Below are 19,548 nucleotides of genomic sequence, written 5' to 3' on the forward strand. Positions count from 1 at the left end.
ATGGCCGCCCGGAGCACCGCGGGCGAGGCCCGCGCCTGGGGCTGGGTCGCCCACCTGCGCGCGGGCGGCACCGAGCCCTGGCACGCCTGGGAGGGCCCCGAGGGCGCTCCCGGCGACCTCCACGTGCTGCCCGGCGCCCAGCAGCTCGAGGTGCTGCGCCGGCTCAACCAGCTCGGCCCCACCGACCGCGTGCTCGCCGACCGCGTGCTCGGCCAGAGCGCCCCGGGCCGCGGCCAGCCCGACCTCGAGCTGGTCGGCGCCGACCGCGGCTCGCGGTTCGGTCCGCGACCGGTCGAGCCCGCCGAGCTGCCCGCGCCCGAGCTGCTCCGGGTGGCGGCCAGCCTGCTTGCCGAGGACGTCGCCTCGGCCGGGCTGCCCCCGGACGGGACGGCCGCCCGGCCCCGACCCTGGCGGCGCGGCTACCGCCTGCTGGGGGACCCTGAGCTCACCGACCCGGTGCAGCGCCGGCTCGTGGAGATGGGGCGACCGCCGCGCGGCCGCGGCGAGACCGTCGTGGTGCTGCTCGACGACCTCGCGACCACGCTGGCCGACGTGTGGCGGGCGCGCTGCTTCGCGCGTGGCACCATGGTCTGGGAGCACTGGCTGCGCGCGCTCGAACGCCGTGACGAGCTGCCGCCGCAGGTCGACCCGGGTGCCCTCCGCGCGCGCCTGCACGAGGCGGGCTTCCACGGCGACCTGCACGTCGTCATCGACCGGTCGGCCCTCCCCGCGCTGCTCGGCGTACGCCGCGACCTGCCGGGGCCCGAGCGCCCCGCGGCCCACGTGGCCGAGCTCGCGCGCTGGGTGGCGTCGTTCCTCGGGCTCTTCGTGCCGGCCGAGGAGGCCGGTGACCTGCTCCGGCGCACGCTGCGCCCGTGGATCGCCGACGACCCCGGCCCGGGTCTCGCCGTGCCGGCGCCGCGGCAGGCGTGGCTCCGCGCACGGGCGGAGGCCCTCGCCGCCGACCTCGCCGGTGCTGGCTACGCTGTGCACGGCGATCCGCAGGCGCTGGTCCCCCCCGCCGGCGCCGCGGCGTCCGGGTCGACGATGACCGGCCCGGTGCGCCGGGAGTCCGCGCTCGACCTCGCGCTGCGCACGCTGCGCGCGGGCCACGGCCGGCCCGGAGCCGCCCCGGAGCGCCTGCCCGACTGGGACGTCGGCGAGGACCCGGAGGACGACGAGCTGGACGAGCACGACGAGCACGGGACGGAGGTGGGGACGTGAGCAGGCGTGTGTTGCTCCACGTCGGGACCCCCAAGACCGGCACGTCGTACCTGCAGGACGTGCTGTTCCGCAACCAGCGGCTGCTGCGCCGGCACGGGATGCTCTACCCCGCCAAGCGCCACGACGCGCACTTCCTCGCCGCGCTCGACCTGATGCGGCTGCCCTGGGGCGGCCTCGAGCACGAGGCCGTCGGCGCGTGGGACCGCCTCGCGGGGCGGGTCAACCGCTGGGACGGCACCGCGGTGATCAGCCACGAGGTCCTGGCCAACGCCTCGCGCGCGCAGGTCGACCGCGCGCTCTCCTCGCTCGACCCCGACACCGAGGTGCACCTGGTGCTCTCGGTGCGTGACCTGGCCCGGCAGATCCCGGCCGAGTGGCAGGAGAACGTCAAGCACCGCCGCGAGCTGAGCTACGCCCGCTTCCTCGAGCAGCTGCGCGACCCCGAGCGCAAGAGCCGGATCGCCAGCTGGTTCTGGGGCGTGCAGGAGATCCCGGAGATCCTCGACCGCTGGGGCGCCGACCTGCCGCCCGAGCGGGTGCACCTGGTCATCGTGCCGGCCCCGGGCCTGCCCCCGAACCTGCTGTGGGAGCGCTTCCTCGACGTCTTCGACCTGCGCGGCATCGACCTCGACCTCGAGGGCGAGCGCACGAACGCCTCCCTCGGGGCCGCCGAGACCGCGCTGGTGCGGCGGATCAACCTCAAGGTCAACTCGGTGCTCGAGCCCCCCGACTACCGGCCGCTGGTGCGCGAGCTGCTCGCCCACCAGACGCTGTCGCTGCGCTCCGACACCGCGCGGCTGACCCTGCCGCCCGACCTCCGCGGCTGGGTGACCGAGCTGTCGCGCAGCTGGGTCGAGGAGCTCGAGCCGCGCGGGTACGACGTGCACGGCGACCTCGACGACCTCGTCGGCGCCGAGCCGTCGGCGGACTGGGTCGATCCCGATCACCCCGACGAGGCGGCCGTGGCCGATGCCGGGGTCGACGCGATCCGGGCACTGCTGCTCGAGAGCGCGCGGCTCACCGGCGAGCGCGACCGGTTGCAGGCCGAGCTCGCCGACGCCCTCCACCAGCTCGAGCGGGCGCACCTGCGCCCGACGTACCGCGCGCGCCACCGCATCGTGAAGCGGCTGCAGCGCAGCCGGCCCGGCCGCGGCCTGCTGCGCCTCTACCGCTGGGCGCGGGGCAGGAGCTCGCGGTCGGCGTAGCGGCCGACCCGCCAGGTCGTGAAGCCGTCGGCGCCCGCGCCGACCAGCCCACCGACCACGGGCGTGCGCCGGGCCACGGCGACCGCCACCCGCTTGCCGGCGACCTTGGCCAGCAGGTTGCTCGCGACCTCGCCGGAGATCAGCCGGTCGAGCTCGGGGTCGTAGTCGGGGAGGGTGGCCAGGGTGTGCGGGGTGCCGGGGATCTTGCGCTTCTTCAGCAGGTCGCCGACGGTGTCCTCGCCGAGCATGCAGAGCAGGATCGCGTCGCGCACGTTGGGGTGGTCGAGGTCGTAGCCGCGCAGGTGGGCGATGCCCGCGACCATGCGGCACTCGATGAGCGCGAGACCCGAGACGTTGGTCGGGATCGCGACCGCCGCGGTCACCAGGCCGCCGATGTTGGTCACGAAGCCCTGGGCGCCGGCGTAGCGCACGTGGTTCTCGATCACCTCGTGGATGCCGCGGTCGACGTCGCCGTGCTGCTCGGCGAGCTGCTTCTCCGCGGCCTTCGCCGCGGGCGGGAACGGACCGACGCCCGCGATCGCCCGCGACAGCGCCTCACGGACGAACGTCGTCGTGAGCTCGGGCGCCAGTCGCGGCACGTGCGGCGCCAGCTGCCGGCTGACGGTGTCCTTCAGGCCCATGGCGCGATCCTACGGACCCGCACCCACCGCTCCGGCACTACCGTCGGGGCGTGCCCACCGAGCCGCCGCCGTCGCCGTGGGAGTTCCCCGCGCCGGTGGCCTGGGACCCCGACAGCGACCTGGTCGGTCTCGGCGCCGACCTCGCCCCCGGCACGCTGCTGAGCGCCTACCGGCGCGGGCTGTTCCCGATGCCGACCGGGGGCCGTCGCGACCCGATGGGGTGGTTCAGCCCCGTCGAGCGTGGCGTGCTGCCGCTGGACGGCGTGCGCGTCACCCGCTCGCTGCGCCGCTCGACGCGCGACCTCGAGATCCGGGTCGACACCGCGTGCGACGAGGTGATCCGGGCCTGCGGCGACCCGCGCCGCGCCGCCGGCTGGATCGACGACCGGGTCCACGCGGCGTACGTCGAGCTGCACCGCCTCGGCTGGGTGCACTCGGTCGAGGCGTGGCGCGGCGACCGGCTCGTGGGAGGGCTGTACGGCGTCGCCATCGGCGGGCTGTTCGCGGGCGAGTCGATGTTCCACCGCGAGCGTGACGCCTCGAAGGTGGCGCTGCTCGGGCTCGTCGACCTGATGCGCGACGACCACGCGGGTGCGCGGCTGCTGGACACCCAGTGGCAGACCCCCCACCTCGCCTCGCTCGGCGTCGTCGAGGTGCCGCGGGAGACCTACCTCGCGCGGCTGCGCGACGCGCTCGCCCTCCCGCTGCCGGAGGCGTTCGCCGGCGGGTGAGCGGCCGGCAGGCATGGAGCGCGCCCCCGCGGGGAATGACCCGGGTGTCCACCCGTCCCCCAGGAGCACCCGATGAAGCAGGCCCTGCTCACCCTCGCCGTCCTCGCCGTCATCTCCGTCACCTCCGTGGCGTGCAACGCCGGCCGGCCGCCGACCGACGCGTCGCCCGACACGTTCTGCGCGCAGGTCCACGACTTCTACTCCGGTGTCGACCGGCTCGGGGGCGGGGCCAGCAACCATGAGGTCGCCGGACTGGTGAAGCAGCTGGCCCGGCGCCTCGCCGACGTCGGCACCCCCGGCGACATCCCCACCGACGCCCGCCAGGGCTTCGAGCTCACCCTCGACGCGATCCACGACCTCCCCGACGACGCCTCGACGGCGGAGGTCGAGGCCATCGACGCCGACCTGAGCCTCGACGAGCGCCGCGACACCCAGGCCTTCGACACCTACCTCGCGCTCACCTGCGGCACGTCGACCGACGCCGTCGGCGGCCCGGTCTGAGGCCTCCCCGCCCCGAACCGCGCGGACGCCGTGGGGGTGCCGGCCGCGGTCAGAGCACGTGGGGGGTGTCGGTGACCGCGCTGACGATCGGGCGGCCGGCGGCCACCCACTCGACCATGCCGCCCTCGAGGTTGGTGGCCTCGCGGCCCTGCACCGCCAGCCAGGCGACCGCCTGGCCCGAGCGCCCGCCCACCGCGCAGACGACGACCAGGTGCCCCTCGGGCAGCTCCTCGAGGCGCGCCGGCAGCTGCATCAGGGGCACGTTGACGGCGCCCTCGATGTGCCCGTGCTCCCACTCGACCGGCTCGCGCACGTCGAGGAGCACCGTCCCCTCCGGCAGCGGGTCGGCGAGGTCCTCGACCTTGATCCCCGGGATCTGCATGGTCCCCCTGACCTCACTTCAGCAGCTTGGACATGCGCCGGTCGGCGAGCGGCTTGCCGCCGGTCTGGCACGTGGCACAGTACTGGAGGCTCGAGTCGGCGAACGAGACCTCCCGGACCACGTCGCCGCACACGGGGCAGGTCTGGCCGGTGCGCCCGTGCACCGCGAGGTGGGACTTCTTCTCGCCCTTCAGCTCGCTGGCGGCCAGGCCGCGCGAGCGGTCGACGGCGTCCCCCAGCGTGGTGCGCAGCGCGTCGTACAGCGTGGTCAGCTCGTCGTCGGTGAGCGTGCCGGCCGGCTTGAACGGCGACATCCTCGCGGCGTGCAGGATCTCGTCGGAGTAGGCGTTGCCGATGCCGGCGATCGTGCCCTGGTGGCGCAGCACGCCCTTGAGCTGCTTGCGCCCCTCGCGCTCGAGGATCTCGCGGAACACCGCGGGCGTGAACTCCTCGGTGAGCGGGTCGGGCCCGAGGCTGGCGATGCCGGGGACGTCGAGCGGGTCGCGCACGACGTACAGCGCGAGGCTCTTGCGGGTGCCGGCCTCGGTGATGTCGAGCCCGGCGCCCGAGTCGAGCACCACCCGCGCGGCCAGGGGCGACTTCGTGGACGGGCGCGGCGGCACCGGCGGCACCTCGTCGCGCCAGCGCACCCAGCCGGCGCGGGCGAGGTGCATGACCAGGTGCAGCCCGGAGGTGGCGATGTCGAGGAACTTGCCGTGCCGGGTGACGTCCTCGACCAGGGTGCCCTCGAGCGCGGTGACGGGCGGGTCGAAGGTCTTCAGGGCGCTGAAGGCGGCGAGGTGGAGCTTCACGATCGCGCGGTCGTGCAGCCGGCCCCGCAGGTCGAGGGCCAGGGCTTCCACCTCGGGCAGCTCGGGCACGCGGTCAGTCTAGGCATGACCGATGTGGGTGAAGCCGCTCGTGAACTCGTGACAGCCTCACCACACCGGAGGCAGACTGGAGCATGGCCACCCGCCCGCTGCCGGCGACGGGATCGATCTTCCTCGACTCCCGTGGTGGCGACCGCGCGCTCCGGGTCTCCTGGCACGACGACTCCGGCATGGTGGTCCTCTCGCTGTGGCGCGACAACGTGTGCGCCGGGTCGTTCCGGCTCACCGTCGACGAGGTGCCCGAGCTGATCGCGATGCTCCGCGCCGGCCTCGACCGCGCCTACGCCACCGTGTACGCCGAGCGCACCGGCCTCGGACCGGCCAACCCCGGCCACACCGGGTACGGCGAGCGTCCCCCGGCCTCCGCCGCCCCCGCCTGACGCTGACCCGCCGTCAACTAACGGCGGGTCACCGTGGTTTGTCGACATTCCATGCTGACCCGCCGTTAACTAACGGCGGGTCAGCGCAGACACGGCTCCCGAAATCTACGGTGGGCGCTAGAGAGCCAGATACGGTTCGATCATGGACCCGATCCGCAACCCGTACGCGCCGGGGGCAGGGCAGCGCCCGCCGGAGCTGGCCGGACGCGACGAGCAGCTCGCGGCGTTCGACGTGGTGCTCGAGCGGGTCGCACGCGGGCGCCCCGAGCGGAGCCTGGTGCTGACCGGGCTGCGCGGGGTCGGCAAGACCGTGCTGCTCAACGCCCTGCGCTCCTCGGCCGTACGGCGCGGCTGGGGCACCGGCAAGCTCGAGGCGCGGCCAGACCAGCGCCTCCGGCGCCCGCTGTCGAGCGCCCTGCACCAGGCGGTGCGCGAGCTCGGGCACCCGCAGGAGGACGCCGTCGACCACGTGCTCGGCGTCGTCCGCTCCTTCGCCCAGCGCGAGGCCGGGCCGGGGGCGAAGCTGCGCGACCAGTGGAGCCCGGGCATCGACGCCCCGGCGGTGCGCGGCCGGGCCGACTCCGGTGACGTCGAGATCGACCTGGTCGAGCTGTTCACCGACCTCGGCGGGCTCGCGGCCGACGTCGGCAAGGGAGTCGCGGTGTTCATCGACGAGATGCAGGACCTCGGCCCCGACGACGTCTCGGCTCTCTGCGCGGCCTGCCACGAGCTCAGCCAGTCGGGGCTCCCGGTGATCGTGGTCGGCGCCGGCCTGCCCCACCTGCCGGCGGTGCTCTCGGCGAGCAAGTCCTACTCCGAGCGGCTCTTCCGCTACGCGCGCATCGACCGGCTGGGGCGCGAGGCCGCCGACCGCGCGCTGGCCGCCCCGGCGGCCGAGGAGGACGCGTCGTACACCGACGACGCGCTGGCGGCGATGTACGCCGCGACCGGCGGCTACCCCTACTTCATCCAGGCCTACGGCAAGGTCGTCTGGGACCTCGCGCCGCGTGCCCCCATCACCGCCGAGGACGTCGCGGTCGCCTCACCCGAGGCGGAGGCCGAGCTGGCGGTCGGCTTCTTCGGCAGCCGGTTCGAGCGGGCGACCCCGGGCGAGCGCGACTACCTGCGGGCGATGGCCGACACCGCGGTGGCCATCGCCGACGCCGGCGGTGAGCCGCTCGACGACGTCGCCAGCGTGCCGACCGCCGAGGTGGCCGCGGCGCTCGGCAAGAAGCCGCAGTCGCTCTCGCCGGCGCGCGACTCGCTGCTGAAGAAGGGGCTGATCTACTCCGGGGAGCGCGGCCGGATCGCCTTCACCGTGCCGCACTTCGGGCGCTACCTGCGCACCCAGGGCTGATCTGCCAGCCCCGCGAGCGTGCGGGCGTGGGCGCGCCGGGCCTGGCGCGCGACGTACCCGACCAGCAGCTGCGGCGAGGTGACCACCGTGTGCTCCTCGACCCGGCACCCGCCCGGCTCGTCGGTCGCGGTGGTGGTCGAGGCGAGGTGGCAGCCGGTGAGCCGCACCTCGCTGCGCAGCGCGGTGGGGGAGGTGCGGACGACGGTCGCCGGGAACCGCACCCGGTAGCGGAACGGGCCGAGCGACGGTCGCTCGACCACGCGATACTCCTGCCACGGCCCGTCGGAGCCGACGCCGCGGTCGACGACCTCGGCGGACTCGAGGAACGGGTGCAGCCCGCGGTGCCCCTCGATCGCCGCCAGGAAGTCGATGACATCGACCCCTGCCGCCGGCACGTGCGCGGCCAGCGTGAATCCCCGGGTCGTCACGGGGTCATCGTCGCACCCCCGCGCTCAGGACCGGAACAGCGCCCGTGCCCGCTGCGGTACGTCGTCCGCGAGCGCACGCAGGGCCGGCGCGGCGTCGACCACGGCCCGGCGCTCGTCGGTCGGCAGCGCGCGCAGCGCGGCGACGATGACCTCGACCCGGCGGGCGGCCGCAGCCTGCATCAGCTCCGTGCCGGCGTCGGTCGCGACGACGAGCACCGACCGTGCGCTGTCCGGGTGCTCGGCTCGCTCGGCCAGGCCCAGCGCGACGAGACCGTCCACGATCCGGGTCATGGTCGGTGGGGTGACGTCCTCGGCCGCGGCCAGTCGCCCGAGCGTCGTGGGCCCTCCGAAGACCAGCACCGACAGGGCGCTGAGCCGGGCCGCCGTGAGGCCCGAGGCCCGGTCGGCGGCGCGCATGCCGCGCAGCAGGTGGATCGCCGCCGAGTTGAGGTCGGCGGCAGTGCCGGCGAGCGACTGCTTGCGAGGTGCCATGCCCTATGTATAGCATCCCTAACAGTTAGGGATGCTCACAAAGAAGGAGCGTGTCATGCGGATGGTGCAGGTGGCCCAGCGGGCGGTGGACCTCGAGCGGGCGGCGACGTTCTACGCCGACCTGCTCGGCGCGGCACCGAGCGCGTCGTTCGACCCTCCCGGCCTGGTCTTCTTCGACCTCGACGGCACCCGGTTGCTGCTCGACCGGGTCGCACCGAGCGCGCTGCTCTACCTCGACGTCGACGACATCGACGCCACGGTCGCGCGGCTGCGCGGCGCCGGGGTCGAGGTGGAGAGCGAGCCCCACGTGATCTTCGGGCACGACGACGACACCCTGGGGCCGGCCGGCACCGACGAGTGGCAGGCGTTCGTGCGCGACAGCGAGGGCAACCTGGTCGGACTCGTCGAGCAGCGTCCGCGCGGCTGACCCGGCGGGGCGGCACAATGCCGTCATGAGCAGCGGTGCCGCGCGTCGGCCGCAGGTCGTGGCGCACCGGGGAGCCAGCCACACCCGGGCCGAGCACACCCTCGGCGCCTACCTCACCGCGCTGGACGAGGGCGCCGACGCGCTCGAGTGCGACGTCCGGCTCACGGCCGACGGCCATCTGGTGTGCGTGCACGACCGCGACCTGCGCCGCACGGCTTCGCGCCCCGGTGTCGTCTCGACCATGGACCTCGCCGAGCTCGACCAGCTCGACTTCGCCTCGTGGAAGAACCCGTGGGCCGAGCTCGACGACGATGCCCCCGACAAGGACCCCGATCTCGACAAGGTGCTCACGCTGCGCCGGCTGCTCGAGACCGTCGCCGACCACGACCGGCGCGTCGAGCTGGCGATCGAGACCAAGCACCCGACACGGTACGGCGGGCTGGTCGAGCGCCGCCTGCTCGAGCTGCTCCGCGAGTTCGGCTGGGACCGGTCCGGCACCCCGGTGCGGGTGATGAGCTTCTCGTGGACCGCCCTGCAGCGGGTGCAGCGCCTGGCCCCCGACGTCCCGCTGGTCCAGCTGATCGAGCGGGCGCACCACTGGCCGATGCTGCGCCCGGTGATCGGCGACGACTGGATGCTCGGCCCCGGCGTCCAGGAGCTGCGCGACCACCCGCGGCTCGGCGAGAGCCTGGTCCGCACCGGTCGGCCGATCCACGTGTGGACGGTGAACACCGAGACCGAGCTCGACCTGTGCCTCGGCCTGGGGGTGACCGCGGTGATCACCGACCGCCCGGCGTACGTGCGGGACCTGCTCGACGGATAGCGTGCGGGCATGGGCAAGAAGTCACGGACCAGGACCCGCGACCAGGTGCAGGCCGCCACCGCACCCGGTGAGGTCGGCCCCCGCCAACCGTGCCCCTGCGGCTCCGGGCGGCGCTACAAGGCGTGCCACGGTGCGGCCGGGGGAGCGCCGGCCGTGTTCGTGTCGCGGCCCTTCGAGGGGATGCCGTCGGAGTGCGACGTCGTCGCGATGCGCGAGCTCGTGCCGTCGGCCACCGCCCCGCTGACGCTCGCCGACCCGGCGTACGCCGAGCGCACGGTGCAGCTGTGCACCCTGCTGCCGATGGCCGCGCCCGCGATGGTGCGCGAGAGCGGTGAGGTCTGGCTCGGGCTGCAGGTCCAGCACGCCTTCGGCGACCCCGCCCGCGACCTCGGCGCCGTGCTGCTCAGGGCGCTCGAGGCCGCGGAGGCCGGGGAGGCCGGCGCGGTCGGCCTCACCGACCCGCCCGGCGACGGCCCGCGCCTGCAGGACCTCGTGACCGGCGACGAGCTCGCGGTGACCGTGCACCGCGGCTTCGACTTCTGGGTCGCCGACATCGAGGACCAGGACAGCGTCGCCGCCGCGCTCGAGCAGGCCAACGCCGCCGCGGCCCCGACCGACAAGCTGACCTCGGTCCCCTCGGCGTACTGGACGGCCATGGGCGCCAAGGAGCACCTGCGCTGGGTGATGCCCGAGCCCGAGGGACCGCTGCTCGACGCCCTCGCCCGGCTGCACGCGGCGGGACGCGACGTGCTGGTGCCCGACTCGCGCCTGGTCGGCATGTTCCGCGCGCACGGGCTGCTGGTGCCGGTGTGGGACCTCGAGCCCGGCACCGGTGCGGAGGCGCTGGAGGAGCCGGCCGAGGCCTTCGCCGCCGCGCTCGCCGACGCCCTCACCAGCGACGCGCCGTTGACCCCCGAGGAGCGCTCCGCCCGCTCCGGGCTGGCCAACCGGCAGGTCACGCTGCGCCAGTAGACCGGTAGAACAGGTTTCGGCCTAGACCAGGTCTTGCGCCCGCGACGAGTCTGCGGTCCCGGGTTGTGTCTGTCCGAGGCGGGCCTGTACTTTGGGTTTCACCCGGTCGTTGTTGTGTCCCCCGTCAACAGCGGCCGGGTCTTTCTTTGCCCGGAAGTCGCGATGAGCGCCCGGGCGGACGTCATACGCCTTGCCGGTCCTGACCGGCTGGGCGTATGACGCTGCGAAGGTCCGCGGTCAGTCGACGGGCAGGGGTTCACGCGACACCGGGCACGACATGCAGCGGGGCCCGCCGCGGCCGGAGCCGAGCTCGGAGCCGGCGATCCGCACGACCTCGATGCCGGCGTCCTCGAGGCGGTCGTTGGTCTCGACGTTGCGCTCGTAGGCGACGGCCACCCGGGGCGCGAGGGCCAGGGTGTTGTTGCCGTCGTCCCACTGCTCGCGCTCGGCGGTGACGGGGTCGAGGCCGGTGTCGATCTGGTGGAGCGTGTCGATCTCCATCGCCTTCGCCGCGGCGACCAGGAACGGCTCGGCGGGCGCCACGTCGAGCACCAGCTCGTGGGCGCCCTCGCCGCTGCGGTCGGCGACGGTGACGGCGTGCGCGCGCAGCGAGTCGGCGACGTTGGGGTACATCACGATCTTGTCGACGTCGACCATCGTGCAGACGGTGTCGAGGTGCATCGTGGCCCGCTCCTGCGCGATCGGTACGGCGAGCACCGTGTGCGCGAGGTCGGCGTGGAAGGCCTGCCGCGCCAGCCGTTCGACACCGGCCGGGGTGGTGCGCTCGCCGACGCCGACCGCGATCACGCCCGGGGCGAGCAGCAGGACGTCGCCGCCCTCGACGTGCTCGTGGTGCCAGCCGTGGATCCGCCGGGTGCCGGCGAAGCGTGGGTGCTCGGTGTAGATCAGCTCGGTCAGCTGCGTCTCGCGGCGCCGCGCGGGCATGGCCAGCGAGGTGACCGCGACCCGGTCGCGCACCCACACGCTGGAGTCGCGGGTGAACAGCAGGTTGGGCAGGGGGTCGATCAGGAAGTCGTCGCTGGGCAGCAGCGCGGTCACGATGCCCTGGCCGCCGCGCACCTCGTCGTTGCGGATGCCAGCGGTGAGGTAGCCGGTGAGGTCGGCGGGGGAGCACTCGCCGAGGAAGCGCGCGAGGTAGTCGCGCAGCGTGTCGCCGAGGTGCAGCCCGTTGAGCGTGGTGGTGATCGCGTGGTGGCGGGCGAGGTCGGAGGCGAAGGTCTCGGTGAGCAGCTCGGTCAGGTAGAGGACCTCGACCCCGCGGGACCGCAGCGCCTCGGCGAAGCCGTCGTGCTCGTCCTGCGCGCGGCTGACCCAGGGGATGCCGTCGAAGAGCAGGCGGTCGTTGTTGCGGGGCGTGAGCCGCTTGAGCTCGGGGCCCGGCCGGTGGAGCATGACCGTGCGCAGCCGACCGACCTCGCTGTCGGCGCCGAGCGGCGCCTCCCCGCCCGGGACCTCTGGGGTGACCATGCGCGCAGCCTAGCCACGTCGCTCACTCCCGTGCGGCCACGGCCTCCTCCCGGGTGGGCTCGGGTGTCCAGCGTGGCGCTCGCCACGTCGCCACTGGCCGGCCCGGCGCGTGCTCCGGTCAGCCGGTGACGAAGCGCCGGCTGGCCGCCGCGGCGTCGGCCAGCACCTCGGCGACCGGACGACCGAGGGCGGCCGCGGCGCGGGCGACGTCGTCGTACTCCGGCTGGGCGTTGACCACGACGCCCTCGTGGCGGGCGAGCTTGACCGCGACCGGCTGCCCGCCGACCTCGACCGACACGATCTCGCGGTCGAGGGCGTGCTTGGTCACCGGCTGCTCGCGCAGCCCGATCGCCGAGGTCTCGCGGAACACCACCGCCCGCACGGCCCCGGCACGGCTCCCACTGACCAGCACGCTGAGGGTGTGGGCGGGACGCCCCTTCTTCATCAGGATCGGCGTCAGCCACGCGTCGGAGGCGCCGGCCGCGAGCAGCGCCGCGATCACGGCCGGCCAGACCCGCGGGTCGAGGTCGTCGACGTTGGTCTCGAGCAGCAGGGGGTCGTCGGTGCCGTGGGGGTGGGCGTGGTGCGGCGCGGTCTCGCCGACGAGCAGCCGCAGCACGTTGGCGTGGCCCTCGGGGTCGCGTCCGCCGGCGCCGACGCCGATCGCCGTGGTCACCAGGGGCGGCTGCGGGCCCCACCCGGTCGCGACGGTGGTGAGCAGGGCCGCGCCGGTCGGGGTGCACAGCTCCATCGCGGGCGAGCCCGGCGGGCCGGCGTACGACGGGACGCCGCGGAGCAGCTCCGCGACCGCGGGCGGGGGCACGGGCAGGGTGCCGTGGGCGGAGCGCACCGACCCGGAGCCGACCGCGACCGGTGAGACCACGACCGCGCGGTCGCGGTGGCCGAGGTGCTCGAAGCCGGCGGCGGCGCCCACCACGTCGGCGATCGCGTCGAGCGCGCCGACCTCGTGGAAGTGGACGTCCTCGGGATCGGTGCCGTGCACCCGCGCCTCGGCGACCGCCAGCCGCCCGAACGCCGCCAGGGCGGTGGCGCGCACGCCGTCGGCCAGGTCGGCCGCCTCGAGCAGGGCCCGGACGTCGCGCCAGGTGCGGTGGTGGACGGAGTCGTCGACGTCCACGTGCACCCGGGTGGCGGCCAGCGCGCCGCGGCGTACCTGCTCGGCCCGGAGGCCGACCGGCTCGGGGGCGATCGCGTCGACGGCGGTCTGCAGCACCTCGAGCGGGACCCCGGCGCCCACCAGCGCGCCGAGCAGCATGTCGCCGCTGGCGCCGGAGGAGGCGTCGACCCAGAGCGTCACCCCGCGCTCCCGCGGGGCGCGGCCCGGCGGGCGACGCGGGCGGCGTGCACACCGGCGCCGTAGCCGTTGTCGATGTTGACCACCACCACGCCGGGAGCGCAGGAGTTGAGCATCGCCAGCAGCGCGGCCAGCCCGCCGAACGACGCGCCGTACCCGACGCTCGTGGGCACCGCGACCATCGGCACGCCGGTCAGCCCGCCGACGACCGAGGGCAGCGCCCCCTCCATGCCGGCGACGACGACGAGGCAGTCGGCGTCGTGGAGCTTGTCGTGGACGGCGAGCAGGCGGTGGAGGCCGGCCACGCCGACGTCGCGCACCTCGTCGACCTCGGCCCCGTGCACGCGGGCGGCCAGGGCGGCCTCGCGGGCGACGGGCGCGTCGGAGGTGCCGGCACTCACCACCCGCACCAGCCCCTGCGTGGTCGGCAGCGGGCCGAGCACGGCGGCCCGGGCCACCTCGTCGACGTCGGCGCCCGTGCCGGCCGCGGCCTGCATCGCCTCGTCGGAGAGACGGGTTGCCAGCACCGCGCGCTCGGGGTGCCGGTCGTGCAGGGTGCGCAGGATCGCGACGACCTGCTCGGGGGTCTTGCCGGCGCCGTACACGACCTCGGCGTCGCCGGTGCGCGCCGCGCGGTCGAGGTCGACGCGCGCGAAGCCGAGGTCCTCGGTGCGGGGGTCGCCGTCGTGGGTCACGCGGCGAATCTACTCAGCCGCGGCGCTCCGGGTCGGCCGGGTAGACCCCGAGCACCTTGACATCGGTGGTGAAGAACGCGAGCTCCTCGAGCGCCCGGGCCACGCCGGGGTCGCTCGGGTGGCCGTCGACCTCGGCGAGGAACTGGGTCGCGGTGAACTCCCCGCCGACCATGTAGCTCTCGAGCTTGGTCATGTTCACGCCGTTGGTGGCGAAGCCGCCCAGCGCCTTGTAGAGCGCGGCCGGCAGGTTGCGCACGTTGAAGACGAACGACGTGACGACGGGGCCCTGCCCGGCCGGCGCCTCGACGTAGTCGCGGGACAGCACGACGAAGCGGGTGGTGTTGTGCTCCTCGTCCTCGACGTCGTCGCGCAGGATGTCGAGGCCGTAGATCTCGGCGGCCAGCGGCGGCGCGATCGCGGCCTGGGTGGGGTCCTGTGCCTCGGCGATCTCGCGCGCGGCGCCGGCGGTGTCGCCGGAGACGACCGAGGTGAGGCCGAGCTCGCGGATCACCTTGCGGCACTGCCCGAGCGCGTGCACGTGGCTGTGCACGGTCTTGATCGTGTCGAGCGTCGCGCCCGGCACCGCCATCAGCGTGAACTGGATGCGCAGGAAGTGCTCGGCGACGATGTGCAGGTCGGACTGCGGCAGGAAGTGGTGGATGTCGGCCACCCGGCCGGCGATCGAGTTGTCGATCGGGATCATCGCGAGGTCCGCCTCACCGCTCTCCACGGTCGCGAAGACGTCCTCGAACGACGCGCAGGCGACGGCCTCGAGGTGGGGGTACTGCTCGCGGCACACGAGGTGGGAGTTGGCGCCCGGCTCGCCCTGGTAGGCGATGCGGCGGGCGGTTGCGGGGCTCACCCCGGCATTTTCCCACGCGCCCGCTCGCGCCGCCGTCGTACGACCACCCGACGGTCATAGGCTCACGACCGTGGTGCTCGACGTCCTCGCCCTGCTGCTCGCCGCCGTAGCCGCGGTGCTCGCGTTCCTGGCCTGGCGGGGGTCCACCGCGCGCCGGGCGTCGGGCGACGACCTGCCCGAGGACGTGCACGGGCTGCGCCAGGAGGTCGCGGCGCTGCGGCTCGAGGCGCAGGACGCGCTGCGCCACCTCGCGCTGGTGCGCTACGACGCCTTCGGCGACATGGGCGGGCACCTCTCGTGGTCGCTGGCGCTGCTCGACGACGCCGGCCACGGGGTCGTGCTCACCTCGATCCACGGCCGCAGCGAGGCCCGCACCTACGCCAAGAGCGTCGCGTCGTGGCAGTGCGAGCAGCAACTCTCCCCCGAGGAGGAGGAGGCGATCGCCCATGCGCGCCCGTGAGGCGGCGCCGCCGGGGTCAGGCCAGGTGCTCGATCGCCACGCGCCACACGCCGTCGGGCTCGCGGCGCCAGACCAGGATGCCGCGCATCTGCACCTCGCGCCGTGCGTCCTCCGGCCCGCTGGTCCACGTCGCCTCGCACCAGACGGCCGCCCGGTCGCCGCTGCCCTCGGTGTGCAGCGGCGTGATCGAGACGTCGCGCAGCGGGGTCATGTGCGCCGCCATCTCCAGCAGCGCCTCGCGGCCGCGCACCGGCTCGCCGGCGTCGAAGACCGCGTCGTCGGTGTACTCCGCGACCCACGCGAAGCGGTCGTCGGACTCCAGCGCCGCGACCATGCGCCGCTCGGCCATCCGGATCTCGGTCTCGTCGAACACCACCTCGTCAGTGTGGGCGCCGGTGGGCCGCCGGTCATCCCCGGTCCGGTCCGGTACTGAGAAGGGGGACCGGGAAGGCAGCCTCGGTGGTCACGGGCGGCCGGTAGCCTCCGGCCATGAACCCGATGACCCGGCTGGCGGTGGTGGTCGGCCGCCAGCCGTGGCTGCACCGGTTCGCCGGGGTGATCGTGCGCGGCGACCTGCTGATCCAGCGGCTGACGCGTGGTCGGTTCAACCTGCTCACGCTGGCCGGCCTGCCCGAGGTGACGCTCACGGTGCCCGGGAGGAGGTCCGGGATCGACCGGACCACCCCGCTGCTGTGCGTCCCCCACGAGGGCGGCTGGCTGGTCGCCGGCTCCAACTGGGGCGCCCCCGACCTGCCGGCCTGGGTGCTCAACCTCCGCGACGCCGACCGGGCCCGTGTCGTCTTCCGCGGGCGCACCCACACCGTCACCCCCCGCCTGCTCACCGGCGACGACCGCACCCGCGCCTGGTCGGTGATGACCGCCACCTGGCCCAACTACGTCCACTACGCCTCCCTCACCGACCGCGAGATCCCCGTCTTCCACCTCACCCCCTCCTAGCCGAACCGTCACTCAGATCAGTCGAGCCGTCAGTGGGGCTGCCCGAACTGACGGTTCGAGCGATCTGAGTGACGGTTCGACGCGTTCAGGGCTCGAGGGTGTAGCCCAGGCCGCTGGTGGTGACGATGTACCGCGGGTGGGAGGGGTCGGCCTCGAGCTTGCGGCGCAGCTGCGCGGCGTACACCCGGAGGTAGTGCGTCTCGTGCTCGTACGCCGGGCCCCAGACCTCGCGCAGCACCTGCTCGCGCGAGACCAGCCTGCCGACGTTGCGGGCGAGCAGCTCGAGGAAGGCCCACTCGGTCGGGGTCAGGCGGACGTCCTCGCCGGCCCGGGCGACCCGCTTGCGGGCGAGGTCGATCGAGAGGTCGCCGACCTCGACGACCGACTCCTCGGGGGCGGCGGCCGCGCCCCGTCGTACGGCGGCGCGGAGCCGGGCCATCAGCTCGTTCATCGCGAAGGGCTTGGTGACGTAGTCGTCGGCGCCGAGGTCGAGCGCCTCCACCTTGTCCTCGCCGTGCTGCCGCGCGGACAGCACGACGATCGGCACGCTCGTCCACCCGCGCAGGCCGGCGATCACCTCGGTGCCGTCGAGGTCGGGCAGCCCGAGGTCGAGCACGACGACGTCGGGGTGGGTGGTCGCGGCGGCGTCGAGCGCCGAGCGCCCGTCAGCGGCGGTGACGACCTCCCAACCGTGCGCGCGCAGGTTGATCGCGAGGGCGCGGGCCAGCGCGGGCTCGTCGTCGACGACGAGCACGCGGTACTTCCGGCGTCCGGTGCCCCCGGGTGTGCTCATGCGGCGTCCTGCGAGGGCCGGGTCCGCGGCAGCGAGAGCACCATGGTGAGCCCGCCGCCGGGGGTGTCCTCGGCCGACAGGGTGCCGCCGAGCGCCTCGGTCAGCCCGCGCGCGACCGCGAGCCCGAGGCCGAGGCCACCGGCCGACCGGTCGGAGAGGCGCTGGAACGGCTCGAACATCCGTCCGCGTTCCTCCGGGGGGACGCCGGGTCCGCGGTCGACCACCATGATGTCGACGGTGCCGGGCAGCACGTGGGCGAGCACCCGCACGGGCTTGCCGGCCGAGGCACGCACGGCGTTGGACACCAGGTTGGCCACGACCCGCTCGAGCAGGCCCGCGTCGGTGTGCACCAAGGGCGTCGACTCCTCGACCTCGAGCGTGACCGCGCCGGGAGGCTGGCCCGCGACTGCGAGCGGCAGCACCTCGTCGAGGCTGCGCTCGCGGAAGACCGGGTGGAGCAGCCCGGTCTGCAGCCGGGACAGGTCGAGCAGGTTGTCGATGAGGCGCTCGAGCTGCTCGGCCGAGGAGCCGACCGCCTCGACCAGTGCGGCGCGGTCCTCGTCGTCGAGCCCGCGGTCGCCGACCAGCCCGTCGACGGCGGTGCGCAGCGTGGCCAGGGGGGTGCGCAGGTCGTGGGAGACCGCGCGCAGGATCGCGGTGCGGGTCGCGTCGGCGCTCTCCAGGGCGGCCGCGCGGTCCTCGCGCTCTCGGAGCCTCCGGTACTCCAGCACCAGGCTGGTCTGCACGGCGAAGGCCTCCAGCACCCGCTGGTCGCTGGCCCGCAGCGGGTCGCCGCAGAGCGCCAGCACGTGCCTGTCGTCGACGGTGACCCGGGTGTCGCCCTCGTCGGGCGAGCACGCCGGGGTCTCGCCGCTCGAGGCCAACACCACCCAGCCGCCGTCGGTGTTCGCGAGCAGCGACACCGCGCGCTGCGCGAAGACCTCGCGCAGTCGCTCGGTGATGGCCTCCGCGGTGTCCTGCCCCGTCAGCACCGAGCGGGAGAGCGACCCCATGGTGGCCGCCTCCGTGCGGGCCCGCGTCGCGTCGGCGGCCCGGCGCGACGCGAGGTCGACGACGGTCGCGACACCCGCGGCCACCGCGACGTACACCAGGAGCGCGAGCAGGTTGGTCGGTTCCGCGATGGTGAACCGTCCGACCGGCGGCGTGAAGTACCAGTTGAGCAGGAGGAAGCTGACCAGCGCCGCGGTCAGGGCCGGCAGCAGCCCCCCGACCAGCGCGACCAGCACCGTCGCCGCCAGCAGCAACAGCTCGACGAGGGGCAGCTGGTCGGTCTCGGTCGAGAGCAGCAGCAGCGCCGTGACCACGGCGGGCAGCAGCAGCGCCATCACCCAGCCGGCCGTCTGGCGCGACCGGCTCAGCGGGGAGAACAGCGGACGCCGCCGTCCGGACCGCGCTGCCTCCTCGTGGGTGACCAGGTGGACGTCGATCGAGCCAGCCAGCGAAGCGATCCGGTCGCCGGTGCTGCCGGTGAAGAGCCGGTTGATCCGGCCGTGCCGCGAGACGCCGACGACGATCATGGTCGCGTTGGCGCCGGTGGCGAAGTCGACCACGGCACCCGAGACGTCCTCCCCGACGACCGAGTGGAAGCTGCCGCCGAGCGAGGCGACCAGCTGCTGGACCCGCGCGATCCGCGACTCGTCGACCCGGCGCAGGCCATCCGTGGCGATCACGTGGACCGCCATCAGCTCGGCTCCGGCCGCCCGCTGTGCCAGCCGCGCCCCGCGGCGTACGAGCGTCTCGGACTCCTCGCCGCCGGTGACCGCGACCACGATCCGCTCCTTGGTCGGCCAGGGCGCTGCGATGTCGTGCTGGCGACGGTAGGCACCGAGCGCGTCGTCCACGCGGTCGGCGAGCCACAGCAGCGCCAGCTCGCGCAGCGCGGTCAGGTTGCCGACGCGGAAGTACGACGCCAGGGAGGCGTCGACGTTCTCCGGCTTGTAGATGTTGCCGTGCGCCATGCGCCTGCGCAGCGCCTCGGGGGACATGTCGACGAGCTGGATCTGGTCGGCGGTGCGGACGACGTCGTCGGGCACCGTCTCACGCTGGCGGACGCCGGTGATCCGCTCGACCTCGTCGTTGAGCGACTCGAGGTGCTGGATGTTGACCGTGGTGATCACGTCGATGCCGGCCGCGCGGATCTGCTCGACATCCTGCGCTCGCTTCTCGTGCCGGCTGCCCGGGACGTTGGTGTGCGCGAGCTCGTCGACCAGCACGACCGCGGGACGGCGGGCGAGGATCGCGTCGGTGTCCATCTCGGTGAACGTCGTGTCGCGGTAGGTGATCCGCTGCCGCGGCACGACCTCGAGGCCCTGGATCATCGCGGCTGTGTTCTCGCGGCCGTGGGTCTCGACGTACCCGACGACGATGTCGGTGCCGCGGGCGGCGCGGCGCTGGGCCTCGCCGAGCATGGCGTAGGTCTTGCCGACGCCGGGGGCGGCGCCGAGGTAGACCGTCAGCCGGCCCCGCCTCCGCCCGGGCCTCGGCTCCTCTGCCATGCCACTGATG

23 protein-coding genes are annotated in these 19,548 nt (G+C 74.5%); 11 read left to right on the plus strand and 12 right to left on the minus strand.

Translation table 11 applies throughout. The annotated features are described in order from the left end of the window. Both ACFPGP_RS02605 and ACFPGP_RS02610 read left to right on the plus strand, forming a co-directional pair. Positions 1-1,224: a hypothetical protein gene (locus ACFPGP_RS02605; protein WP_378586491.1), complete on the plus strand. Its 1,224-nt coding sequence runs from the start codon at positions 1-3 to the stop codon at positions 1,222-1,224. Then, positions 1,221-2,429 (plus strand): hypothetical protein, encoded by a 1,209-nt coding sequence (locus ACFPGP_RS02610; protein ID WP_378586493.1) that lies wholly within the window; start codon positions 1,221-1,223, stop codon positions 2,427-2,429. Before ACFPGP_RS02605 ends, ACFPGP_RS02610 begins: the two co-directional genes overlap by 4 nt. Here ACFPGP_RS02610 and ACFPGP_RS02615 read toward each other — a convergent pair. Next, positions 2,390-3,070 (minus strand): EcsC family protein, encoded by a 681-nt coding sequence (locus tag ACFPGP_RS02615; protein WP_378586495.1) that lies wholly within the window; start codon positions 3,068-3,070, stop codon positions 2,390-2,392. The genes ACFPGP_RS02610 and ACFPGP_RS02615 overlap by 40 nt on opposite strands. Before the next feature lie 50 nt (positions 3,071-3,120). On the opposite strand from ACFPGP_RS02615, the gene aat reads away from it, so the two are divergent. Together aat and ACFPGP_RS02625 are read left to right on the plus strand one after the other, a co-directional pair. Then, positions 3,121-3,801, plus strand: a complete 681-nt coding sequence (aat, locus tag ACFPGP_RS02620; protein ID WP_378586498.1) for a leucyl/phenylalanyl-tRNA--protein transferase — start codon at positions 3,121-3,123, stop codon at positions 3,799-3,801. 72 nt (positions 3,802-3,873) lie between these two features. After that, entirely contained in the window at positions 3,874-4,302 is a 429-nt protein-coding gene (locus ACFPGP_RS02625) for a hypothetical protein (RefSeq protein WP_378586500.1), read from the plus strand. Positions 4,303-4,351: 49 nt separating this feature from the next. On the opposite strand, the gene ACFPGP_RS02630 is transcribed toward ACFPGP_RS02625, so the two are convergent. Both ACFPGP_RS02630 and ACFPGP_RS02635 read right to left on the minus strand, forming a co-directional pair. Then, entirely contained in the window at positions 4,352-4,684 is a 333-nt protein-coding gene (locus ACFPGP_RS02630) for a rhodanese-like domain-containing protein (RefSeq protein WP_378586502.1), read from the minus strand. 13 nt (positions 4,685-4,697) lie between these two features. After that, positions 4,698-5,564 carry an Fpg/Nei family DNA glycosylase gene (locus ACFPGP_RS02635; protein WP_378586504.1) on the minus strand — a complete coding sequence of 289 codons (867 nt, stop codon included), beginning with the start codon at positions 5,562-5,564 and terminating at the stop codon, positions 4,698-4,700. Positions 5,565-5,647: 83 nt separating this feature from the next. On the opposite strand from ACFPGP_RS02635, the gene ACFPGP_RS02640 reads away from it, so the two are divergent. Together ACFPGP_RS02640 and ACFPGP_RS02645 are read left to right on the plus strand one after the other, a co-directional pair. Next, a complete protein-coding gene (locus tag ACFPGP_RS02640; protein ID WP_378586507.1) occupies positions 5,648-5,953 on the plus strand; it encodes a hypothetical protein in 306 nt (101 codons plus the stop codon). Between the two features lie 142 nt (positions 5,954-6,095). Next, on the plus strand, positions 6,096-7,310 hold the full coding sequence (locus ACFPGP_RS02645; RefSeq protein WP_378586509.1) for an ATP-binding protein: 1,215 nt from the start codon (positions 6,096-6,098) through the stop codon (positions 7,308-7,310). On the opposite strand, the gene ACFPGP_RS02650 is transcribed toward ACFPGP_RS02645, so the two are convergent. Further along, the gene (locus ACFPGP_RS02650) at positions 7,289-7,738 is read right to left on the minus strand and encodes a hypothetical protein (protein WP_378586510.1); all 450 of its coding nucleotides are present in this window, start codon (positions 7,736-7,738) and stop codon (positions 7,289-7,291) included. The genes ACFPGP_RS02645 and ACFPGP_RS02650 overlap by 22 nt on opposite strands. A gap of 24 nt (positions 7,739-7,762) precedes the next feature. Continuing rightward, entirely contained in the window at positions 7,763-8,230 is a 468-nt protein-coding gene (locus tag ACFPGP_RS02655) for a MarR family winged helix-turn-helix transcriptional regulator (RefSeq protein ID WP_378586512.1), read from the minus strand. A 55-nt stretch (positions 8,231-8,285) separates the two neighbouring features. On the opposite strand from ACFPGP_RS02655, the gene ACFPGP_RS02660 reads away from it, so the two are divergent. The 3 genes from ACFPGP_RS02660 to ACFPGP_RS02670 are packed head-to-tail and all read left to right on the plus strand — an operon-like array spanning position 8,286 to position 10,452. Further along, the gene (locus ACFPGP_RS02660) at positions 8,286-8,657 is read left to right on the plus strand and encodes a VOC family protein (protein WP_378586515.1); all 372 of its coding nucleotides are present in this window, start codon (positions 8,286-8,288) and stop codon (positions 8,655-8,657) included. Positions 8,658-8,682: 25 nt separating this feature from the next. Continuing rightward, positions 8,683-9,480 carry a glycerophosphodiester phosphodiesterase gene (locus ACFPGP_RS02665; RefSeq protein WP_378586518.1) on the plus strand — a complete coding sequence of 266 codons (798 nt, stop codon included), beginning with the start codon at positions 8,683-8,685 and terminating at the stop codon, positions 9,478-9,480. A gap of 9 nt (positions 9,481-9,489) precedes the next feature. Continuing rightward, on the plus strand, positions 9,490-10,452 hold the full coding sequence (locus tag ACFPGP_RS02670) for a DUF5926 family protein (protein ID WP_378586520.1): 963 nt from the start codon (positions 9,490-9,492) through the stop codon (positions 10,450-10,452). Between the two features lie 237 nt (positions 10,453-10,689). Here the strand turns inward: ACFPGP_RS02670 and ACFPGP_RS02675 are convergent, their stop codons facing one another. The 4 genes from ACFPGP_RS02675 to ACFPGP_RS02690 form a co-directional block, all read right to left on the minus strand. Next, entirely contained in the window at positions 10,690-11,940 is a 1,251-nt protein-coding gene (locus ACFPGP_RS02675; protein ID WP_378586523.1) for an arginine deiminase, read from the minus strand. Between the two features lie 118 nt (positions 11,941-12,058). Further along, positions 12,059-13,258, minus strand: coding sequence for a nickel pincer cofactor biosynthesis protein LarC (gene larC, locus ACFPGP_RS02680; protein WP_378586526.1), 1,200 nt, complete (start codon positions 13,256-13,258; stop codon positions 12,059-12,061). After that, a complete protein-coding gene (larB, locus tag ACFPGP_RS02685) occupies positions 13,255-13,950 on the minus strand; it encodes a nickel pincer cofactor biosynthesis protein LarB (protein ID WP_378586529.1) in 696 nt (231 codons plus the stop codon). The genes larC and larB overlap by 4 nt, the downstream gene beginning before the upstream one ends. 13 nt (positions 13,951-13,963) lie before the next feature. After that, positions 13,964-14,812, minus strand: coding sequence for a prephenate dehydratase (locus ACFPGP_RS02690; protein ID WP_378586532.1), 849 nt, complete (start codon positions 14,810-14,812; stop codon positions 13,964-13,966). Positions 14,813-14,882: 70 nt separating this feature from the next. Here ACFPGP_RS02690 and ACFPGP_RS02695 point away from each other — a divergent pair, with 70 nt between their 5' ends. Continuing rightward, positions 14,883-15,272 (plus strand): DUF4446 family protein, encoded by a 390-nt coding sequence (locus ACFPGP_RS02695; protein WP_378586534.1) that lies wholly within the window; start codon positions 14,883-14,885, stop codon positions 15,270-15,272. Between the two features lie 16 nt (positions 15,273-15,288). Here the strand turns inward: ACFPGP_RS02695 and ACFPGP_RS02700 are convergent, their stop codons facing one another. Next, positions 15,289-15,648: a YybH family protein gene (locus ACFPGP_RS02700; protein WP_378586536.1), complete on the minus strand. Its 360-nt coding sequence runs from the start codon at positions 15,646-15,648 to the stop codon at positions 15,289-15,291. Positions 15,649-15,761: 113 nt separating this feature from the next. On the opposite strand from ACFPGP_RS02700, the gene ACFPGP_RS02705 reads away from it, so the two are divergent. Further along, positions 15,762-16,229, plus strand: a complete 468-nt coding sequence (locus ACFPGP_RS02705; RefSeq protein ID WP_378586538.1) for a nitroreductase family deazaflavin-dependent oxidoreductase — start codon at positions 15,762-15,764, stop codon at positions 16,227-16,229. 85 nt (positions 16,230-16,314) lie between these two features. On the opposite strand, the gene ACFPGP_RS02710 is transcribed toward ACFPGP_RS02705, so the two are convergent. Together ACFPGP_RS02710 and ACFPGP_RS02715 are read right to left on the minus strand one after the other, a co-directional pair. Further along, positions 16,315-17,022, minus strand: a complete 708-nt coding sequence (locus ACFPGP_RS02710; RefSeq protein ID WP_378586541.1) for a response regulator — start codon at positions 17,020-17,022, stop codon at positions 16,315-16,317. Then, complete coding sequence (locus ACFPGP_RS02715) at positions 17,019-19,538, minus strand: ATP-binding protein (RefSeq protein WP_378586543.1); 2,520 nt, start codon at positions 19,536-19,538, stop codon at positions 17,019-17,021. The genes ACFPGP_RS02710 and ACFPGP_RS02715 overlap by 4 nt, the downstream gene beginning before the upstream one ends. Positions 19,539-19,548 lie beyond the last annotated feature (10 nt).

The sequence above is a fragment of the Nocardioides taihuensis genome (assembly GCF_042657275.1).
GTDB lineage: Bacteria > Actinomycetota > Actinomycetes > Propionibacteriales > Nocardioidaceae > Nocardioides > Nocardioides taihuensis.